At 64.1% G+C, this 15,940-nt stretch carries 14 protein-coding genes; 3 read left to right on the top strand and 11 right to left on the bottom strand.

Annotated features, from left to right (window positions below):
- Positions 1-67 precede the first annotated feature (67 nt).
- The 3 genes from C4J88_RS12415 (at position 68) to C4J88_RS12425 (ending at position 1,856) form a co-directional block, all read left to right on the top strand.
- Complete coding sequence (locus tag C4J88_RS12415; RefSeq protein WP_124407078.1) at positions 68-358, top strand: DUF5629 family protein; 291 nt, start codon at positions 68-70, stop codon at positions 356-358.
- Entirely contained in the window at positions 345-1,520 is a 1,176-nt protein-coding gene (locus C4J88_RS12420) for a lactonase family protein (RefSeq protein WP_124407079.1), read from the top strand. Before C4J88_RS12415 ends, C4J88_RS12420 begins: the two co-directional genes overlap by 14 nt.
- Before the next feature lie 156 nt (positions 1,521-1,676).
- A complete protein-coding gene (locus tag C4J88_RS12425) occupies positions 1,677-1,856 on the top strand; it encodes a hypothetical protein (protein WP_124407080.1) in 180 nt (59 codons plus the stop codon).
- A gap of 22 nt (positions 1,857-1,878) precedes the next feature.
- On the opposite strand, the gene C4J88_RS12430 is transcribed toward C4J88_RS12425, so the two are convergent.
- The 11 genes from C4J88_RS12430 to C4J88_RS12485 form a co-directional block, all read right to left on the bottom strand.
- On the bottom strand, positions 1,879-2,472 hold the full coding sequence (locus C4J88_RS12430) for a glutathione S-transferase (RefSeq protein WP_124407081.1): 594 nt from the start codon (positions 2,470-2,472) through the stop codon (positions 1,879-1,881).
- Positions 2,469-6,107: an AAA family ATPase gene (locus C4J88_RS12435; protein WP_124407082.1), complete on the bottom strand. Its 3,639-nt coding sequence runs from the start codon at positions 6,105-6,107 to the stop codon at positions 2,469-2,471. Before C4J88_RS12435 ends, C4J88_RS12430 begins: the two co-directional genes overlap by 4 nt.
- Positions 6,104-7,345 (bottom strand): exonuclease SbcCD subunit D C-terminal domain-containing protein, encoded by a 1,242-nt coding sequence (locus C4J88_RS12440; RefSeq protein WP_124366882.1) that lies wholly within the window; start codon positions 7,343-7,345, stop codon positions 6,104-6,106. The genes C4J88_RS12435 and C4J88_RS12440 overlap by 4 nt, the downstream gene beginning before the upstream one ends.
- A 245-nt stretch (positions 7,346-7,590) precedes the next feature.
- Entirely contained in the window at positions 7,591-7,830 is a 240-nt protein-coding gene (locus C4J88_RS12445; protein WP_124366883.1) for a DUF6124 family protein, read from the bottom strand.
- 542 nt (positions 7,831-8,372) lie between these two features.
- The gene (locus C4J88_RS12455; protein WP_124407083.1) at positions 8,373-10,013 is read right to left on the bottom strand and encodes a BatD family protein; all 1,641 of its coding nucleotides are present in this window, start codon (positions 10,011-10,013) and stop codon (positions 8,373-8,375) included.
- Positions 10,010-11,749, bottom strand: coding sequence for a tetratricopeptide repeat protein (locus C4J88_RS12460; RefSeq protein WP_124407084.1), 1,740 nt, complete (start codon positions 11,747-11,749; stop codon positions 10,010-10,012). Before C4J88_RS12460 ends, C4J88_RS12455 begins: the two co-directional genes overlap by 4 nt.
- On the bottom strand, positions 11,746-12,834 hold the full coding sequence (locus C4J88_RS12465; protein ID WP_124366886.1) for a VWA domain-containing protein: 1,089 nt from the start codon (positions 12,832-12,834) through the stop codon (positions 11,746-11,748). The genes C4J88_RS12460 and C4J88_RS12465 overlap by 4 nt, the downstream gene beginning before the upstream one ends.
- Positions 12,827-13,321: a DUF4381 domain-containing protein gene (locus C4J88_RS12470; RefSeq protein ID WP_124366887.1), complete on the bottom strand. Its 495-nt coding sequence runs from the start codon at positions 13,319-13,321 to the stop codon at positions 12,827-12,829. The genes C4J88_RS12465 and C4J88_RS12470 overlap by 8 nt, the downstream gene beginning before the upstream one ends.
- Positions 13,318-14,250, bottom strand: coding sequence for a DUF58 domain-containing protein (locus C4J88_RS12475; protein WP_124362678.1), 933 nt, complete (start codon positions 14,248-14,250; stop codon positions 13,318-13,320). The genes C4J88_RS12470 and C4J88_RS12475 overlap by 4 nt, the downstream gene beginning before the upstream one ends.
- A gap of 5 nt (positions 14,251-14,255) precedes the next feature.
- The gene (locus C4J88_RS12480; protein WP_020301524.1) at positions 14,256-15,215 is read right to left on the bottom strand and encodes a MoxR family ATPase; all 960 of its coding nucleotides are present in this window, start codon (positions 15,213-15,215) and stop codon (positions 14,256-14,258) included.
- Between the two features lie 256 nt (positions 15,216-15,471).
- Positions 15,472-15,825 (bottom strand): hypothetical protein, encoded by a 354-nt coding sequence (locus C4J88_RS12485; protein WP_124407085.1) that lies wholly within the window; start codon positions 15,823-15,825, stop codon positions 15,472-15,474.
- Positions 15,826-15,940: the final 115 nt, after the last annotated feature.

Genomic DNA, 15,940 nt, shown 5'->3' on the forward strand with positions numbered 1-15,940 from the left:
TGGGAAACGGGAAAGACGCAGGGGATTGGCCTATCATCAGCGTTTTTTCCAGCGATGAATGATCCCGATGACTGCCGACGCCCTGCTTACTGAACTTCAAAACTGCGACATGCTCGAAATCGATGGGCTGCACACCTTTGATTTCAACCTCGACGATACACAGTTGCGCATTGAACTCATGGACGGTCGGGAAAACAAACACTGGGCGTTCAGCCTGGCCCAGGTGCAGGCCGCGACCTTTGATGAAACCCGGCAAAGCTGGACCCTCACCGGTGATTCGGGCGAGCACCGCCTGACGTGCATGCGCGGCTTCACCGGCAACAATAACGACGAGGAACTCGAGCATGATGATGCGTAAATTCTGGCCGCTGCTGATGGCCGGCAGTGTGGGGGCGATGTCGGTGCAGGCTGCACCGGCTGACACCTATGAACTGTTGGTGGGCAGCTACACCGCTGGCGCCAGCGACGGTATTTATCGCCTGCAATTCGACAGCCGCACTGGCCAGTTCCAGGGCAAGCCGGTACTGGCAGCGAAGGCCGACAACCCTTCGTGGCTGACGGTCTCCAAAGACCAGAAGCACCTGTTTGTGGTCAATGAAAACGGTCCCGGCCAGCAAGACCCGGTCGGTCGCGTCAGCAGCTACAGCATCGACCCGAAGAGTCATCAGCTCACCCTGATCAATCAGGTGCAGAGCCTGGGTAACGAGCCGACCCATTCGAGCATCGCTGCGGATGGGCGTTACCTGTTCGTCGCCAATTATTCGGTGGTGGAAGACCCGGGCGGCAGCCTGGCAATCCTGCCGGTGGACGCTACCGGCAAACTGTCGGCGCCGGTGCAGTTGAGCGGGCACCCGGCCAGTCGCGTCAACCCCGAGCGCCAGGCCTCCAACCACGTGCACTCAGTGGTGTCTTCGCCGGATGGCAAGTACGTGTTTGTGCAGGACCTGGGGGCGGACAAGGTATTTGCCTACCATTACGACCCCAAGGCCAATCACGAATTGCCGCTGACCCCGGCCAACCAGGCATCGGTGCAATTGCCGCCGGGCAGCGGCCCACGTCACCTGCTGTTCAGCGCCGATGGCAAGCACGCCTGGCTGACCACCGAGATGAGCGCGCAGGTCGCGGTGTTCGATTATGCCGACGGCAAGCTCACCCAGACCCAGTTGGTCGACTACGCCGCCGGGCAACCGGTGTCCGACAAGGCCGGCGCCGCCGTGCATGCGTCCAGCGACGGCAAGTTCCTGTATGTGAGCAATCGCGGCACCGCCAACCAGATCATCGTGTTTGGCGTAGACCCGGCCACCGCCCACCTCAAAGAGCTGCAGCGCCGCAGCGTGGAAGGCGACCACCCGCGCGAGTTCAGCCTCGACCCGAGCGGCAAGTTCCTGCTGATCGCCAACCAGAAGAGCAACGAAATCGTGGTGCTCGAACGTGACCCCAACACCGGCCTGCTGGGTAAAATCGTGCAGAAATTGCCGATCGATGCCCCCAGCGACCTCAAGTTCCTGGTGCGTCAATAAGCCACAGGCCCCGCAACGCGGGGCCTGACCCTAAGTATTAATTCCATTGATGACGGCTACTGTTTCAAAGCATTTCTAAGGTTCAACCCCCGGGCGTAAGTTTGGTTCCAAGGCCTTCCCAGGCCACTCAACCAAACGCACACAAGGGTTACCGACATGAATCTGAACCTCTTCTCCATCATCGCCGCTTCCGCTGTTTCCGCCACCGTGGCCTTGCCTGCCAACGCCAGCGTGGACATCGCCGGGAAAAAATCCAGCACCAGCGCCTACACCCAGAAATACCTGCAACAGAGCGCCAACTTTTATGCGGCGCTGGATCACAAGACCCAGGGCTGACACAGGTTGATTGATGTTGGTTTCAGGGCTTTGCCATCACCGCGATAAACAGCGGTGACTCCAGAATCCGCTGTATCCACGCCTGAAGCCGTGGATACGGCGCCCCCGCAAACCACTCGCGATCCACATGGGCGAACTGCCGCACAAACGGCACGATGGCCGCGTCCGCCAGGCTCATGTGCGCGGCGAGCAAGTACTCACGATCCGCCAGCAAATCCTCCAACTTCTGCAAGAATACCTCGCCCTCGGCCCGATAATGTTCCATCGGCTGCTGCGGATAGCGTTCGGCGTACTTGTATCGATTCAAATGATGTTTGAATGCTGAATCGTTCTCGGCAATCAATGCCAGCACCGCAGGATCACCTTGCAGTCGCCAATCGCCGGGGTCGTTTTGCGCCAATGCCCATTGCATGATCTCCAGGCTTTCCTCGATCACCCGGCCTTCCACGCTCAGCACCGGAACCGTGCCCTTGGGTGACAGTGCCAGCATCTCGGCCGGCTTGGCCTTGAGGCTCACCTCGATAATCTGCACCGCCACCCCCGAGTAGCGCAGCGCCAGGCGTGCGCGCATCGCATAGGGGCAGCGCCGGAACGAATACAGCAGCGCTTCGCTCACTTGACCTCCAGGGTGCTCAAGCCATTGCCCTGGCGCTTGACCTGGATCTGCACCGGGATGCGCTCGTGCATTTCCTGTACATGGGAAATCACCGCGACCTTGCGGCCCTGGGCCTGCAAGCCATCGAGGGCGTCCATCGCCAATTGCAGTGATTCGGGGTCGAGGCTGCCGAAGCCCTCGTCGATAAACAATGACTCGATTTTCAAGGTGCTGGAGGCCATCGACGCCAGGCCCAGGGCGAGCGCCAGGGACACCAGGAACGTCTCGCCGCCGGACAACGAGTGCACCGAGCGCAGTTCATCACCCATTTCCGTGTCCATCACCAGCAGGCCCAACATGCTGCCGCCGCGTTTGAGGCGGTAGCGGCGCACCAGTTGGCGCAGCTGCACGTTGGCGTGATGCACCAGCAGGTCGAGGTTGTAAGCCTGGGCGATCTTGCGGAAAGTGTCGCCGGTGGCCGAGCCGATCAGCGCGTTCAGGCGTGCCCAGCGCTGCCATTCGTCATAGGCCTTGGCGATTTGCTCGGCCAGGGCGCTGTTGGCATCCTGGCGGCGCTGGTCCTCGGACTGGCGGGCGCGCAGTTCGGCGCAGTGTTTCTCGCCCTCGGCCAATTGCTGGTTGAGCGCGGCGAGGCTGCTGTCCAGCTGTTCGGCGTCGAGGTTGCCATTGTGCAAGGCCTGGTGCTCGGCGAGGCGTTGTTCGCGCTCTTGCAGCAGTACGCTGGCTTGTTCGACGGCTTTTTCGCAGGTGTGCAACTGCTGGCGCAGGTCGATGACCTGGGCGTCGTCCAATGCCAGCAGACGCGCCAGGCCTTCGTCGTCCAACTCGGGGTGCGCGGCGCGCCAGGCGCTGATGCGCGTGTCCAAGGCCTGTTGTTCGGTTTCGAGCGCTTGCTGGCGTTCCTGCAGGGCTTTGAGATCGGCGATCAACTGCACCAGAGCGGTGTGTACGGCGTGTAATTCCTGGCTGGCGTCGGTTTCGCTTTGGCGCGACTGGGCGACGGCCTGATCCAGTTGCTGTTGCCAGTGTTCGGCGCTGGCGTGCTCGCCCAGCAAGGCGCTGAGCGTTTCCTGGGCGTCGCGGTGCTGGGTGGCCAGCTCGGCGACCTGCAGATTCAGCGCCTCCAATTGCTGCTGGCGATGCTGCTGGTGGGTCTGTTGCTTCTCGATGGCCTGCTGACGCTCTTGTTGTTCAGCCAGCTCATCACGCTGATGGCCCAGGTGTTCCAGGCGCTGGCTGACCTGCTGATCGAGCTGCAGGAAGGTCGCCGCCGGCTCGCTGCGCAAGCCTTCCAGCGTCGCGCTGGGCAACAGGCTGGCGAAGCTTGCGAGTTCTGCATCGAGGCGTTCGCGGTCGTTGGCCAGGGCGCGCTGCTGGTCGAGCAACAGTTGGCGGGCCTGCTGGCTGGCGTCCTGGGCGGCTTGCAACTGCTGCTGCAAACGCCCGGCGTTCTGTTGCAGGTTGAGCAGGGCGCTTTGGCGCTGTTCGTCCTGGGCGATGCTTTGCGTCAGTTGCGCCAGTTGCTGGGCCAACCAGCTGCTGCGTTTGGTGGCGTCCTGGTTGAACAGCGCAGCGCACAGCGGATGCGCCTGCAGGCTTGGCGCCAACGCTTGCTGCTGCAGCGCAAGCTGTTCCTGCTGCGCGAGGAATTCCTTTTGCTGGGCGATCAGGCCACCCACTTCGCCACGCAGCTCGGTGAGCTTTTCCTTGAGGCTGTCGACGGCTTTCTGCGCCGTGGCCTCTTCGTTTTCATCGTGGCGCCCCAAGCTCTGCAACAACGCTTCGGGCTGGTGATACGGATGTTCGTGGCTGCCGCAGACGGGGCAGGGCTGGTCATCCTGCAACTGCTCGCGCAGTTCCTCGACGCTGGCACTGCGGGCCAGGCGCTGGCGCTCCAGCAGTTGCTTGGTCACCGTCAGGGTTTGCTCGGCCACCGTCAGTTCGGCTTTGGTTTGCAGGCCGGTCTGGTTCAGTTGCTCGCGCTGCTGCGCCGCCTCGGCGAGTTTTTGCGCCAGGCTGCTGGCCTGGGTGTCGAGCTGCTGCTGGCTGTCCCACAAACGTGCCATGTCTTCGAAGGCACGTTGTTGCTTGCGATTGTCCTGCAAGAGGCTGGCGAGCAATTGCAGTTGTTCGGCCACTGCGTGCGGCTCGGCGCCGGCCTCCTGGTACAGCAGGTCCAGGGCTTCGCGCTGCTGGGTGAATTGCGCCACGGCGGCGGTGACGCGCTGTTCGAGTTGCGGCAGTTCGGCCTCGCCCTGGTTCAGGCGATTGCCGATCAGCATCAGCTGTTGCAGGCGGTCGCGGTAGGCGCTCCAGGCGTCGCTCAGGGGCGCGAGGGCGGCGCTGCGCTCAAGTTCAGCGGCCAGGCGTTGCAGGCGCTCGCCGACCTGGGCCTGCTTTTCTTGCAGGCTGTTGAGCAAAATCTGACCTTCGCTGCAGGCGGTGGCGTGCTGCTGCAGGTCCTCGGTGCGCTTGGCCAGTTCCTTGGTCAAGTGGGCGAGGGTGGTCTGTTGTTCGAAGGCCTGGCGCAACAACGGCGCGGCCTGCGCCTGGTTCTGCTGGGCTTGCCCGAGTGCCGACTGGGCGCTGGCCTGCTGCTGTTGCGCCTGTTCCTGGCGGCTGTGCAGCACGGCTTGTTGCGCAAGGTGCTGCTGAATCTGCGTGGCGAGCGGTGCCAGCAAGGCGTCGAGTTCTGCGCGGCGCAGGAAGTGATGGCGCTGTGGGGCGAGCTGGTCCAGGCGCGTCAGGTCCTGGCGCTGCTGGCCCTGGCTGTCCCACCGTTGCCGGGCGTGCTGCAACTGCTCGGCAGCGCTTTGCTGGCGCTCCTGCCATTCGCGCAGTTCCTTGAGCCAGGTGTGCTGCAACTCCAACTGCTTGAGCTGGGCCTGCTGGGTCTTGAGTTGTTGCTGCGCCTGGCTCAGCTGTTGATCCAGCTCGGCGCGGGCTTCTGCGGCCAGGGGCACCACGCCGGTGGCCTGGTCCTGCAACTGTTTGTGGGCGTCCCTGGCGTCCTTGGCCTTGTCGAAGGCGCGGCGGCCCAGCTGGGTGTAGAGCGCGGTGTCGGTGAGCTTTTCCAGCAGTTCGCTGCGCTCGTTGTCGTTGGCCTTGAGAAAGGCACTGAACTCGCTCTGCGCCAGCAGCACCGCACGGGTGAACTGTTCGAAGTTCAGGCCCAGGGCCAGTTCCAGCTGGGTCTTGTATTCGGTTTTCTGGCTGGCCAGCAGTTGCTCGCTGTCCAGGTCGATCAGGCTCTGGCGGCTGCTCTGCAACTTGCCGCTGGCCTTGTCACGGGCACGGTTGGCTTCCCAGCGCGCCCGGTAGCGCCGCCCGCTGACGCCGACGAAATCCACCTCGGCGTAGCCCCCGCCGGTACCCCGCCTGAGCAGGGTGCGCGGGTCGCCGATGGAAATATCGCTGTCGGCATCCGGCATCTTCGCCTGGCCGGTATCGCCCAAACGCGGCACCGCGCCAAATAGCGCCAGGCACAGTGCATCGAGCAGGGTGCTTTTCCCGGCGCCGGTCGGCCCGGTGATGGCGAACAGACCGGCACTGGCCAGCGGCTCGGCGGTGAAGTCGATTTCGAACGGCCCGGCCAGGGACGCGAGGTTTTTCAGGCGGATGGCGAGGATCTTCATGGCTGTTCGTCCTCCTGTTGCACTTCCTGGAGCAGCACGGCGAAGTCCTTCAAGGTCTGTTCATCCACTTCGCTGCCGTAGCTGTCCTGCCAGGCGCGGCTGAACAGCTCCTGGGGCGTGAGTTGGTCGAGTTCGACCAGGCGCTCTTCGTCGCCGTCGGCGCGCGGGCCGTTGCCGGCGTATTCGGCGGCGATGCGCACCAGGCGCACGGCCTTGCCTTGCAGGGCGGTTTCGATCTGCTGGCGCAGGTCCGGTTGCGGTTCGTCGAGACGCACGCGCACTTCCAGCCAGGGGTGGCGCTGGGTTTCGGCGAGCAGGTCGATGTCGGGCAGCTCGGCCAGGGCCTTGAGAATATCGGCCAGAGGCGCGGCTTCCAGGCGTTGCAGGTTGACCGAGCGCGGAATCAGCAGCGGTTCGACGCCGACCAGTCGTTCGCCCTGGAACGTCACGTCGAGCACCTGGTGCTTGTAGCTGATTTCGGAAAACGACAGCGGAATCGGCGAGCCGCTGTAGCGAATGCGCTCTTCGCCATTCACTTTTTGCGGCTTGTGCAGATGGCCGAGGGCAACGTAGCCGACACTTTTATCGAACAGGCTGGCCGGCAGCGCCTCGGCATTGCCGATGATCAGGCTGCGCTCGGAGTCTTCCGACACCGAACCCCCGGCCATGTGCGCATGGCTGATGGCAACCAGCGCCTGGCCTTTCTTGCGTTTGGCGTTGGCGGCCGCGATCAGCCATTCATGCACTTGGCCGATGCCGCGCAGGTAATCATCGCCCAACTGCGCCCCCGTGACTTCCGCCGGGCGCAGAAAGGGCAGCGCCAGGCACCAGGCGACGATCTTGCCTTTGGCGTCCGGCAATGGGATCAGCAGGCGTTCGGCATCCAATTGGCCGTCATCCAGCCACAGCACACGGCCCAACGCATGGGTGCGCAGACGGCGCATCAGCGGGGCGGGCAGCTCGATGCGCGAACCGGAGTCGTGGTTGCCGGCGATCATCACAATCGTCAGCGTGGGGTTTTGTTCGTGGGCGCCGATGATGAAGTCATACAGGCGCTCTTGGGCCTTGAGCGGCGGGTTGACCGTGTCGAAGATATCGCCGGCGATCAACAGCGCCTCCGGGCGGTGGGCCTTCAGTTGGCCCAGCAGCCATTCGAGGAAACAGGCATGTTCGAAGTCGCGTTCCTGGCCGTGCAGGTTTTGCCCAAGGTGCCAGTCGGAGGTGTGAAACAGACGCAAGGCGAACTCCGTGGAGAAGATGAAAAGGAGGGGAGTTTACCTGTATTACTAGCGCAGTGCCTTGGGTGGCGCCGGGGGCGATCGTTCCCACGCTCTGCGTGGTAATGCCTCCTGGGACGCTCCGCGTCCCGCCAGGCGCTGCAAGTTCCGCTACTGCACACAGGTGACGCAGAGCGTCACGGGCTGCATTCCCACGCGGGAGCGTGGGAACGATCTTTGAAGCCGCGCTCCACAGGGGTTGTGCGTTATGCCTGGGGCTGCAGGCACTCCAAGGCTCGGTCCGCCAGGGTGCGGGCCATGTCGATCAGGTGGGCGGTGGAGCAGGCCATGTCGCGTTGGGCGCCGTTGAGGTCTTCAGCAGTCTGTATTGCGGTGGTGGCGGCGCAGCGTAATAACGAGGCAATGCTGACGATGGCGTCTTCGAAGCTCAGGTCTTCGTGGGCGACAAAAATCGGAAAGGGGGGATCGGGGACGAGTTTGTTCATGCGTGAAGCTCCTGCTTGGGTTGGGAGCCATTCTTTTGCCGATCTCACACGTCAAAAGGTGGCAGCTATGTGCGGGGTGAGATACCGGAAAGCAGGACCCGGCCAGACCAAAGCCTGCCCGCACATAGCCGCCATAGACGGTCGTAGCGCATGGCGCCTGCTATACACGGGATCTCACACCCGATCGCTGATATGCAGCGACGAAGCGAAGGCTAGCCAGTGGATTGAGCAGGCGCAAGGCCGGAGGATTGTCTAGGAAACGTCCTGCAAATTAAAGCGATATGGATTGCTGGCCTTTAACAATGCATGTCCAGCAGGCGGCGCAGGTCAACTGTGGGAGGGGGCTTGCCCCCGATGGCAATGGATCAGTGACAAGTATGTTGACTGACACACCGCTATTGATCGTTCCCACGCTCTGCGTGGTAATGCCTCCTGGGACGCTCCGCGTCCCGCCAAGCAGCCGTGACGCAGAGCGTCACGGGCTGCATTCCCACGCGGGAGCGTGGGAACGATCTTAGGTGGGGGCTTGCCTCGTGTCAGGGTTATTTGGGGTAAAGCGGCGGCAAACTGGTGGTATCGGTGGCCGGGTCTTGTACGCGCTCGGCCACGGGGATGGCTTTGATTGCGCGCCACAGGTCTTCACCCAGCCAATACTGGCCACTTTCGCTGTACAGCGCGCCGTTCAACCCGTCCAACGCATCCGACAGCGGCACGAAGCGCGCGGCCATGTCGGCGAGGGTTTCCGGTTGTTGGCGGGCCCAGGCATCCAGGGCCTGGCGGGTGGCGTGGGGGTCGTTGGCCTGGGTCGCGCGCTTGAGGTCGTCGAGCAGGGTGCGCGGGCTGGGGCCGGTTTGCGCGGCGCGTTGCACGGCGGGTTGGCGGCGGGCGCGCCACCACAGGCCGAAGCCCAGCAAGGTGGTGCAGGCCAGCAGCAAGGTGCTGAGCTGCCACAGCCACAGGCGTTCGTCATCCGGCGCGGTGATGACGGTCGGCGTGGCGGGGGTGTCTACCAGCAGGCTCGGGTTGACCGCGACTTGCAGGGTGCGGGCCGGCAGGCTGGTGCGTTCCAGATGGTCTTCGTGGGTGTTCCACCACACCACCTCCACGGCGGGCAATTCCAGCGCACCAGCACGCGTGGGCACCAGTGCCTCGCGGTCCTCGCGGCTGCCGATCACGCCACGGTCGCTGGTCTGGTTGCCCAGTACCGGTTGGTCCGGGTAGCGCCGCAGGCCGTTGACGTCGGTACTGGGCAGCGCCGGCAGTTGCGCGCTGGACAGGCCCTCGACCTTGACCGTGAGGCTGCGCGTCAGCGAATCACCGACCTGCACATGTTCGGGCACCGGGTTCCAGGCTTCGTCCAGGCTCAGGCTGCGCGCCGGCAACCACGGCGTGTCGGCGGGGTAGAACTCGGGCTTGGGCTTGACCGTCAGCGCAAGCGGCGCTGAGCTGGCGTGGATCAGCTTGCCCGGCTTGGTGCCCTGCAGCGTGTTCTCCTGGGGTGGGCGCGATTCCACCAGGGTCGCGCTGAAGGTCTGCGCCCCAATTGCCATAGCCCCGCTGTGCTGCGGGTAGATTGCGTAGCGGGTTTCGATCACGCCATGGCGAATACTGTTGATGACTTTTTCATAGGTGCGCGACTCGCCCAATTGCTCGACCCGTGCGTCGGGGATTTGCAGTGGCGTGAGGCTGCTGTCGTCATACAGCGACACCGAGTGATACACGCGCACCGTCAGCAGGGCCTGGGCCTGCACATAAACGCTGGTCTGGTCGAGGTTGGCTTCGACGAACACCGGTGCCAGTTCGGCGCTGGTGTTCTGGCTGGCGGTCTCCAGCACTTGCAGGGTGATCGGCTGGGTCTTGAGGTCGCCCACTTGCAGCGGCGGGATCACCACGGTGCCGTTTTCCCGGGGCAGCAGGGTGATGATCCAGCGCGTGGTCGCGTGGTTATCGCCGCCCAGGGTGGTGAGCTGGTTGATCTGGCGCGTGCCGCTGACTTCGAACTGCGCATCCAGGGGCGACAGGTCGGGCTTGCCGAACTGGGTCACGTCGCTGGATTCCACCGTCAGCTCCACCGTTTCCCCTGAGTTGAGGCGGCTGCGGTCGACGCTGGCGACCAGGTTCGCCGCCTGGGCGTGGCCTGTCGACAAGGCGAGCAAGAGCAGAAGGGTGGTGCGGCGGCTCATCGAGTCTTGTCCTGATGTTGTTGCTGTTCGTACCAGAATTTGCGTCGCAGCAGTTCACCGGGGTTGTCCGGGATCTGTTGCAGCCATTGTTCCAACGCCTGGCGGTGTTCGCCTTCAAGGCTGGCATCGGCGGGGCGTAGCGGCGGCGTGGTGGTTTGCTCGTCGCCCAGCTCGCTGCCTGGCACGTCGTTACCGTCGGTTGGCGGCGCGCCAGCGGTGTCGGTGGCGCCGTTGGCGGCTTGGCCCTGACCCTGGGTTGATTGTTCGCCACCCTGGGCATTTTGCCCGTCGGCACCCGGTTGCGCAGTTTGGCCGGGTTGGGTGGTTTCGTCATCCTGGTTTTTTGCCGGTTCGTCAGGCTCAGGCTGGGCTTGTTCGCGCAGCAGGTTTTCCACCAGCGCCTTGTTCTTCAGGGCCGGTTGCAGATCGGGCTGGGCTTCCAGCGCCTGTTCGTAGGCATCGATCGCAGCTTCCAGCTCACCTGATCGGGCCAGGGCATTGCCGCGATTGTAGTGGGCGTAGGCGTTGTCACCCTGGGCAAAACGCTTGATGGCTTCGGCATAGTTACCGGCTTCGTACAGGGCCACGCCTTGCCATTGCGGGTCCTGGAAGCGTTCGGCGGCCTCGGCCGGGCGTTTTTTCTTCAGCAGGTACTGGCCTTGCTGGTCGGGGCGCAGCCACAGGTCCTGGAATTCGAAGGCATAGCTGGGCTGCGGTGCGGCTATCAACAGCAGCGGCAGGCAGAACAGCCAGCCGCGGCGCCCGGCGCAGGCGGCCAACAGCAGCAGCGGCAGGAGCAGCCAGTAACCCTGGTCGGCCCAGGTGTCCAGGCGCAGCAGTTGACCGTCGTCGCGCAAGGCCTGGGGCGGGTCGAGTACGCCGAGTTGGCGCAGGTCTTTGTCGTCCAGGCGCGCGGCTCGGTAGCGGCCGCCCATTTCGCTGGCGAACGCCTTGAGGGTCGGGCTGTCGAGGCGTGGGATCAGGATTGCGCCCTGTTCGTCCTTGAGGAATTCGCCGCTTTCCTGGGTGACTGGCGTGCCTTCACGACTGCCGATGCCGAGGATCGACAAGCTCGGCGCCTGGCTGCCTTGCAACAGCAACCGGATACCCTGGCGCTCCTGTTTGGACAGCGACGAGCCGATCAGCAGCAGGCGCCCCTGGCCGAGGCCGCCGTGCTTGAGCAGCGCCAGGGCTTTTTCCACGGCCAGGTCGGCGCGGTGGCCAGGCTCGGGCATGATCGAGGGGCGCAGCGCTTCAAGCAGGTTACGGCTGGTGGCCAGGTCATCCGACAGTGGCACCAGGGTGTGGGCGCTGCCGGCATACACGACGATGGCGGTTTGCGCATCGGTGCGTGCCTGCAGCAAGTCATAGAGCTTGCGCCGCGCCTGTTCGAGACGGTTGGGCGGGCTGTCGGTGGCGAGCATCTGCGGGGTGAGTTCCAGCAGCACCAGCAGCGGGTCGGAGGGCTTCTGGCTGAGTTGTTCAACCCGTTGCCAACTGGGCCCCAGCAGCGCCAGCAACGCCAGCAGCCAGGCGATGCCCAGTACCACCCAGGGCGATTTGCTTTCGCGGCCGTTGCCGCCACTGAGCAGCGTGGCATGGAAGGCCTGGGGCAGGATGAGCTGCCAGCGCCCGGCGCGTTTTTGCCGGTGCCACAGTTGCCACAGCAACCAGCCGAGCAGCGGCAGCAGCAACAGCCACCAGGGGCGCAACCAGTGCGGCCACAAAGCGATCATCGACGCCTCCGCAAGCGCAGGCGCTTGAGGCGCTGGCGCCATTCCGGGCTCTGTGGCAGGAACATGCCCTTGCTCGACAGTTTGGTGTACAGCCGCTGCAAGGCGTTGTTCGGCCAGCGTTCGTGCACCACCAGCAACAGGCTGAGGAGCAGCGCCAGGGCCAGCGGGCCGCTGTACAACGCGTGGGCCGGGCGGGCCTGGGTGGGCTGCTGTTCGACGGGCTCGAGGGTGTCGAGAGTAGTCTTGATCTGTTCCAGCTCGTTGCCATCACGGGCGCGGAAATACTGGCCGCCCGTCGCCTCGGCGAGGGCCTTCAGCGCCGGTTCGTCGAGGTCCAGGCTCGGGTTCACGCCGAGAATGCCCAGGGAGCCGGTTTGCTCAGGGTCGGCGCCGATGCCGATCGGGTAGATTTTCACGCCTTCTTCAGCGGCCAGGCGCGCAGCGGTGAGCGGGTCGATTTGCCCGGCGTTATTGGCGCCGTCGGTCACCAGGATCAGCACGCGGCTTTGCGCCGGGCGCTGGCGCAGGCGTTTCAGGGCCAGGCCGATGGCGTCGCCGATGGCGGTGTTCTTGCCGGCGATGCCGATGCGCGCTTCATCCAGCCAAGTGCGCACGGTGCGCCGGTCGAAGGTCAGCGGCGCTTGCAGGTAGGCCTGGCTGCCGAACAGGATCAGGCCCACACGGTCGCCTTCACGGCCCTCGAGAAAATCCCCGAGCAAGTGCTGGACCAGCGCCAGGCGACTGACGTCTTCGTCCTGCCAGTGCATGTCGGGAAAATCCATGGAGCCGGAGACATCCACCGCCACCAGCAAGTCGCGGCCACTGGCGGCAATCGGCAGCGGCTCGCCGAGCCATTCCGGGCGGGCGGCGGCGGTCAAGAGCAACAGCCACAGCACTACGAACGGTGCCTGCTGGCGCCAGCCCGGCAGGTTCACCCGAGCGCGGCGCCGGGCCAGGCTTTCGAGGTCGTTAAGGTAGCTGACTTTCAACGCGGGTTCGCCACTGTCGGCCGCTGGCAGGACAAGGCGCATCAACCACGGCAACGGCAACAGGGCGAAGATCCACGGCCAGGCGAACTCAAACATGTTTGCGAATCCAGGTGTCGACGGCTTGGGTCAGGCCAGCGATGGCTTTGTCGTCGAGTTTGCATTCGGGCTTGTAGGCGCCTTCGACCAGCACCATCCAGCGCGTGAGGCCGGCGGCGGGGCAGCGGTTATCGAGGAACGCCAGCCATTTGCGGCCGTTGAGGGTGTGGCTTTGGCTGTAGGGGTAGTCGTTGCGGCACAGGCGCTTGAGCAAGCCATTGAGTTGCTGCAGCCAGGCCCCGGCGGGCGCGCCGTCATAAGGTTTGGGCATCAGCGCCAGCTCGGCCAGGGCCGCAATGCGCAGCGGGTCCAGCGGTTGTTCGGCGCGGGCCACGGGGCGGCGCGTGGGCAGGAAACGGCGCAGCCACCACAGGCCCCAGCCCAGCATCGGGAGCAGCAGCAACAACAGCCACCAGCCCGGCGCGGGCGGCCAGAAGCCGATGGCTGGCGGGGCGATCAGCGGTTGCAGTTGGTCGAGGCTGCTCATTGTTTTCTGACCGGGCGCTGTGGGTTGAGGTATTCGCGCAGTTGCTCGACCATTTCACTCTGGGTGCTCAACGGCATTAACAAGACGCGCAGCTTTTGCGCCAGCAACTCCCAGCGGGCAATGCGTGCTTCAGCCTGGGCCTTGTAGGCCTGGCGCAAATCGAAATTGAGCGTATCCAGTTCCAGTTGCGCGCCCCGTTGCGCAAAGCGCAGCAGCCCGGCGGCGGGCAGGGCGTGGTCCAGCGGATCGGAGATGGGCAGCAGCAGCAAATCGCAATGACGCGACAACAGGCTCAGTTGCTGCTCGGCGCCTTCAGTCAGCGCCCGTTCATCACAGATCACAATGCCCAGGCTGCCGGGGCGCAGCACTTCGCGGCCACGACGCAGGGCCATGCCCAGCGCGTCGGCTTCAGGAAGGCTTTCGGTGTTCAGGCTCTGGTTGACCCGCACCAGGCGGTTAAGCAGTTGCAGCAGGCTTTGCTTGCTGCGCCGGGGTTTGATTTCGTAATGCTCGCTGTCGCCGAACACCAGGCCGCCCACGCGGTCGTTATGCCCCAGCGCGGCCCAGCCGATGAGGCTGGCAGCTTGTGCGGCGAGCACCGACTTGAACATCTGCCCCGAGCCGAAAAACAGCCGGCAGCTTTGCTCGACCATGATGAAAATCGGTCGTTCGCGCTCTTCGTGGAACAGTTTGGTGTGGGGCTCCTGGGTGCGCGCGGTCACGCGCCAGTCGATGGTGCGCACGTCGTCCCCGGCCTGGTACACGCGCACCTGGTCAAAATCCACACCGCGCCCGCGTAGCTTGGAGTGGTGCAGGCCGATCAACGGGCTGCGCTGGCCGGGGGTGGAAAACAATTGCACTTCACGCACACGATGGCGCATCTCGATCAGCTCACTGAGCGTGACGTGGATGCCCGCACTCGCGTTCATCGGCTTCAAGCGACGGCAACGACGTCAAGAATGCGTTGCACCACGCGGTCCTGGTCAACGCCTGCGGCTTCGGCCTCGAACGACAGGATGATGCGGTGGCGCAACACGTCGAACAGCACCGCCTGGATGTCTTCGGGGCTGACGAAGTCGCGGCCGGCCAGCCAGGCATGGGCGCGCGCGCAACGGTCCAGGGCAATGGAGCCGCGCGGGCTGGCGCCGTAGGCGATCCACTCGGCCATTTCCGGGTCGAACTTGGCCGGGGTGCGCGTGGCCATGACCAACTGCACCAGGTATTCCTCCACCGCATCGGCCATGTACAGGCCGAGGATTTCCTTGCGCGCGGCAAAGATCGCCTGTTGGCTGACGCGGCGCTCGGGCTTGGTTTCGCCGTTGAGCGCTTCGCCACGCGCCTGTTGCAGGATGCGCCGTTCGACGGCGGCATCCGGGAAACCGATCTTGACGTGCATCAGGAAACGGTCGAGCTGGGCTTCCGGCAGGGGGTAGGTGCCTTCCTGCTCGATGGGGTTCTGCGTGGCCATCACCAGAAACAGCGGCGACAGCTCGTAGGTGCTGCGGCCCACGCTGACCTGGCGCTCGGCCATGGCCTCGAGCAGCGCCGACTGGACCTTGGCCGGTGCGCGGTTGATTTCGTCCGCCAGCACCAGGTTGTGGAAGATCGGGCCCTGCTGGAAGACGAAGCTGCCGGTTTCCGGGCGATAGATTTCGGTGCCGGTGATGTCGGCGGGCAACAGGTCGGGGGTGAACTGGATGCGATGGAACTGCGCTTCGATACCTTCGGCCAGCTCTTTGATCGCCTTGGTCTTGGCCAGGCCCGGCGCGCCTTCGACCAGCATATGGCCGTCGGCGAGCAGGGCGATCAGCAGGCGATCGATGAGTTTTTCCTGGCCGAGAATCTGCGTAGAAAGAAAGGTTCGCAGCGCAAGCAGCGCTTCACGATGTTCCATCGATGACGGTTCCTGGAAAGATGAGCCCGGGTGTCAGGGAAAAACACCGGCCTGGGGCGTTTACTTTAATGCATCGTGGGGTGTGGCGACTAACGGCGTGACGGGTATTTTTGGCAAAACTTGTAGGAAATTTGTGTGGAGTGCGGTCAATGTGGGAGGGGGCTTGCTGCCGATGACAGTGTGTCAGGCACTTCTATATGACTGGCCCGCCGCAATCGGGAGCAAGCCCCCTCCCACATTTGATCCTGGGTGCAGCTTAAATTCGCGTGTAGGTGCCAGTACCTCTGAGGATGTTCTGCAGGGTTTCTTCGACCTCGGCCAGGTCGGAGGCGGCCGTGGCGTGGGCGATCTGCAACTGATCCTTGCCCCCCAGCGCATCCGCATCGCCGGCCGCCAGTTCGATCAACAAGCGGGTGTCGCCCAAGGTGACTTTCAGCCCATCCAGGGTCGAAGGCTCGTAATCCCAGGTCAGTTCCACCTCGTCTTCATCCGGATACCGGCTCAGCATGAACATCTCGCCGTTCTTGCCGTGGCAGCAGAGCATGGCCATGTTGTCTTCTTCGTCGTCGCACGGGGTGACCATCAAGGCGTCGGTTTTCAGCTGCAGCATGGGGAATCCTGTGTGGAGGAGGGCGTTTGCGCCGGGCAATTGTGCCATTGCGACGAATTTTATGCTGCATTGTGTGTCAGACCGAGTGCATGACCTGGCGGTCCAAAGCAGTCAT

This window comes from Pseudomonas sp. R4-39-08, from assembly GCF_003852275.1.
In the GTDB taxonomy this organism is placed as follows: Bacteria; Pseudomonadota; Gammaproteobacteria; order Pseudomonadales; family Pseudomonadaceae; genus Aquipseudomonas.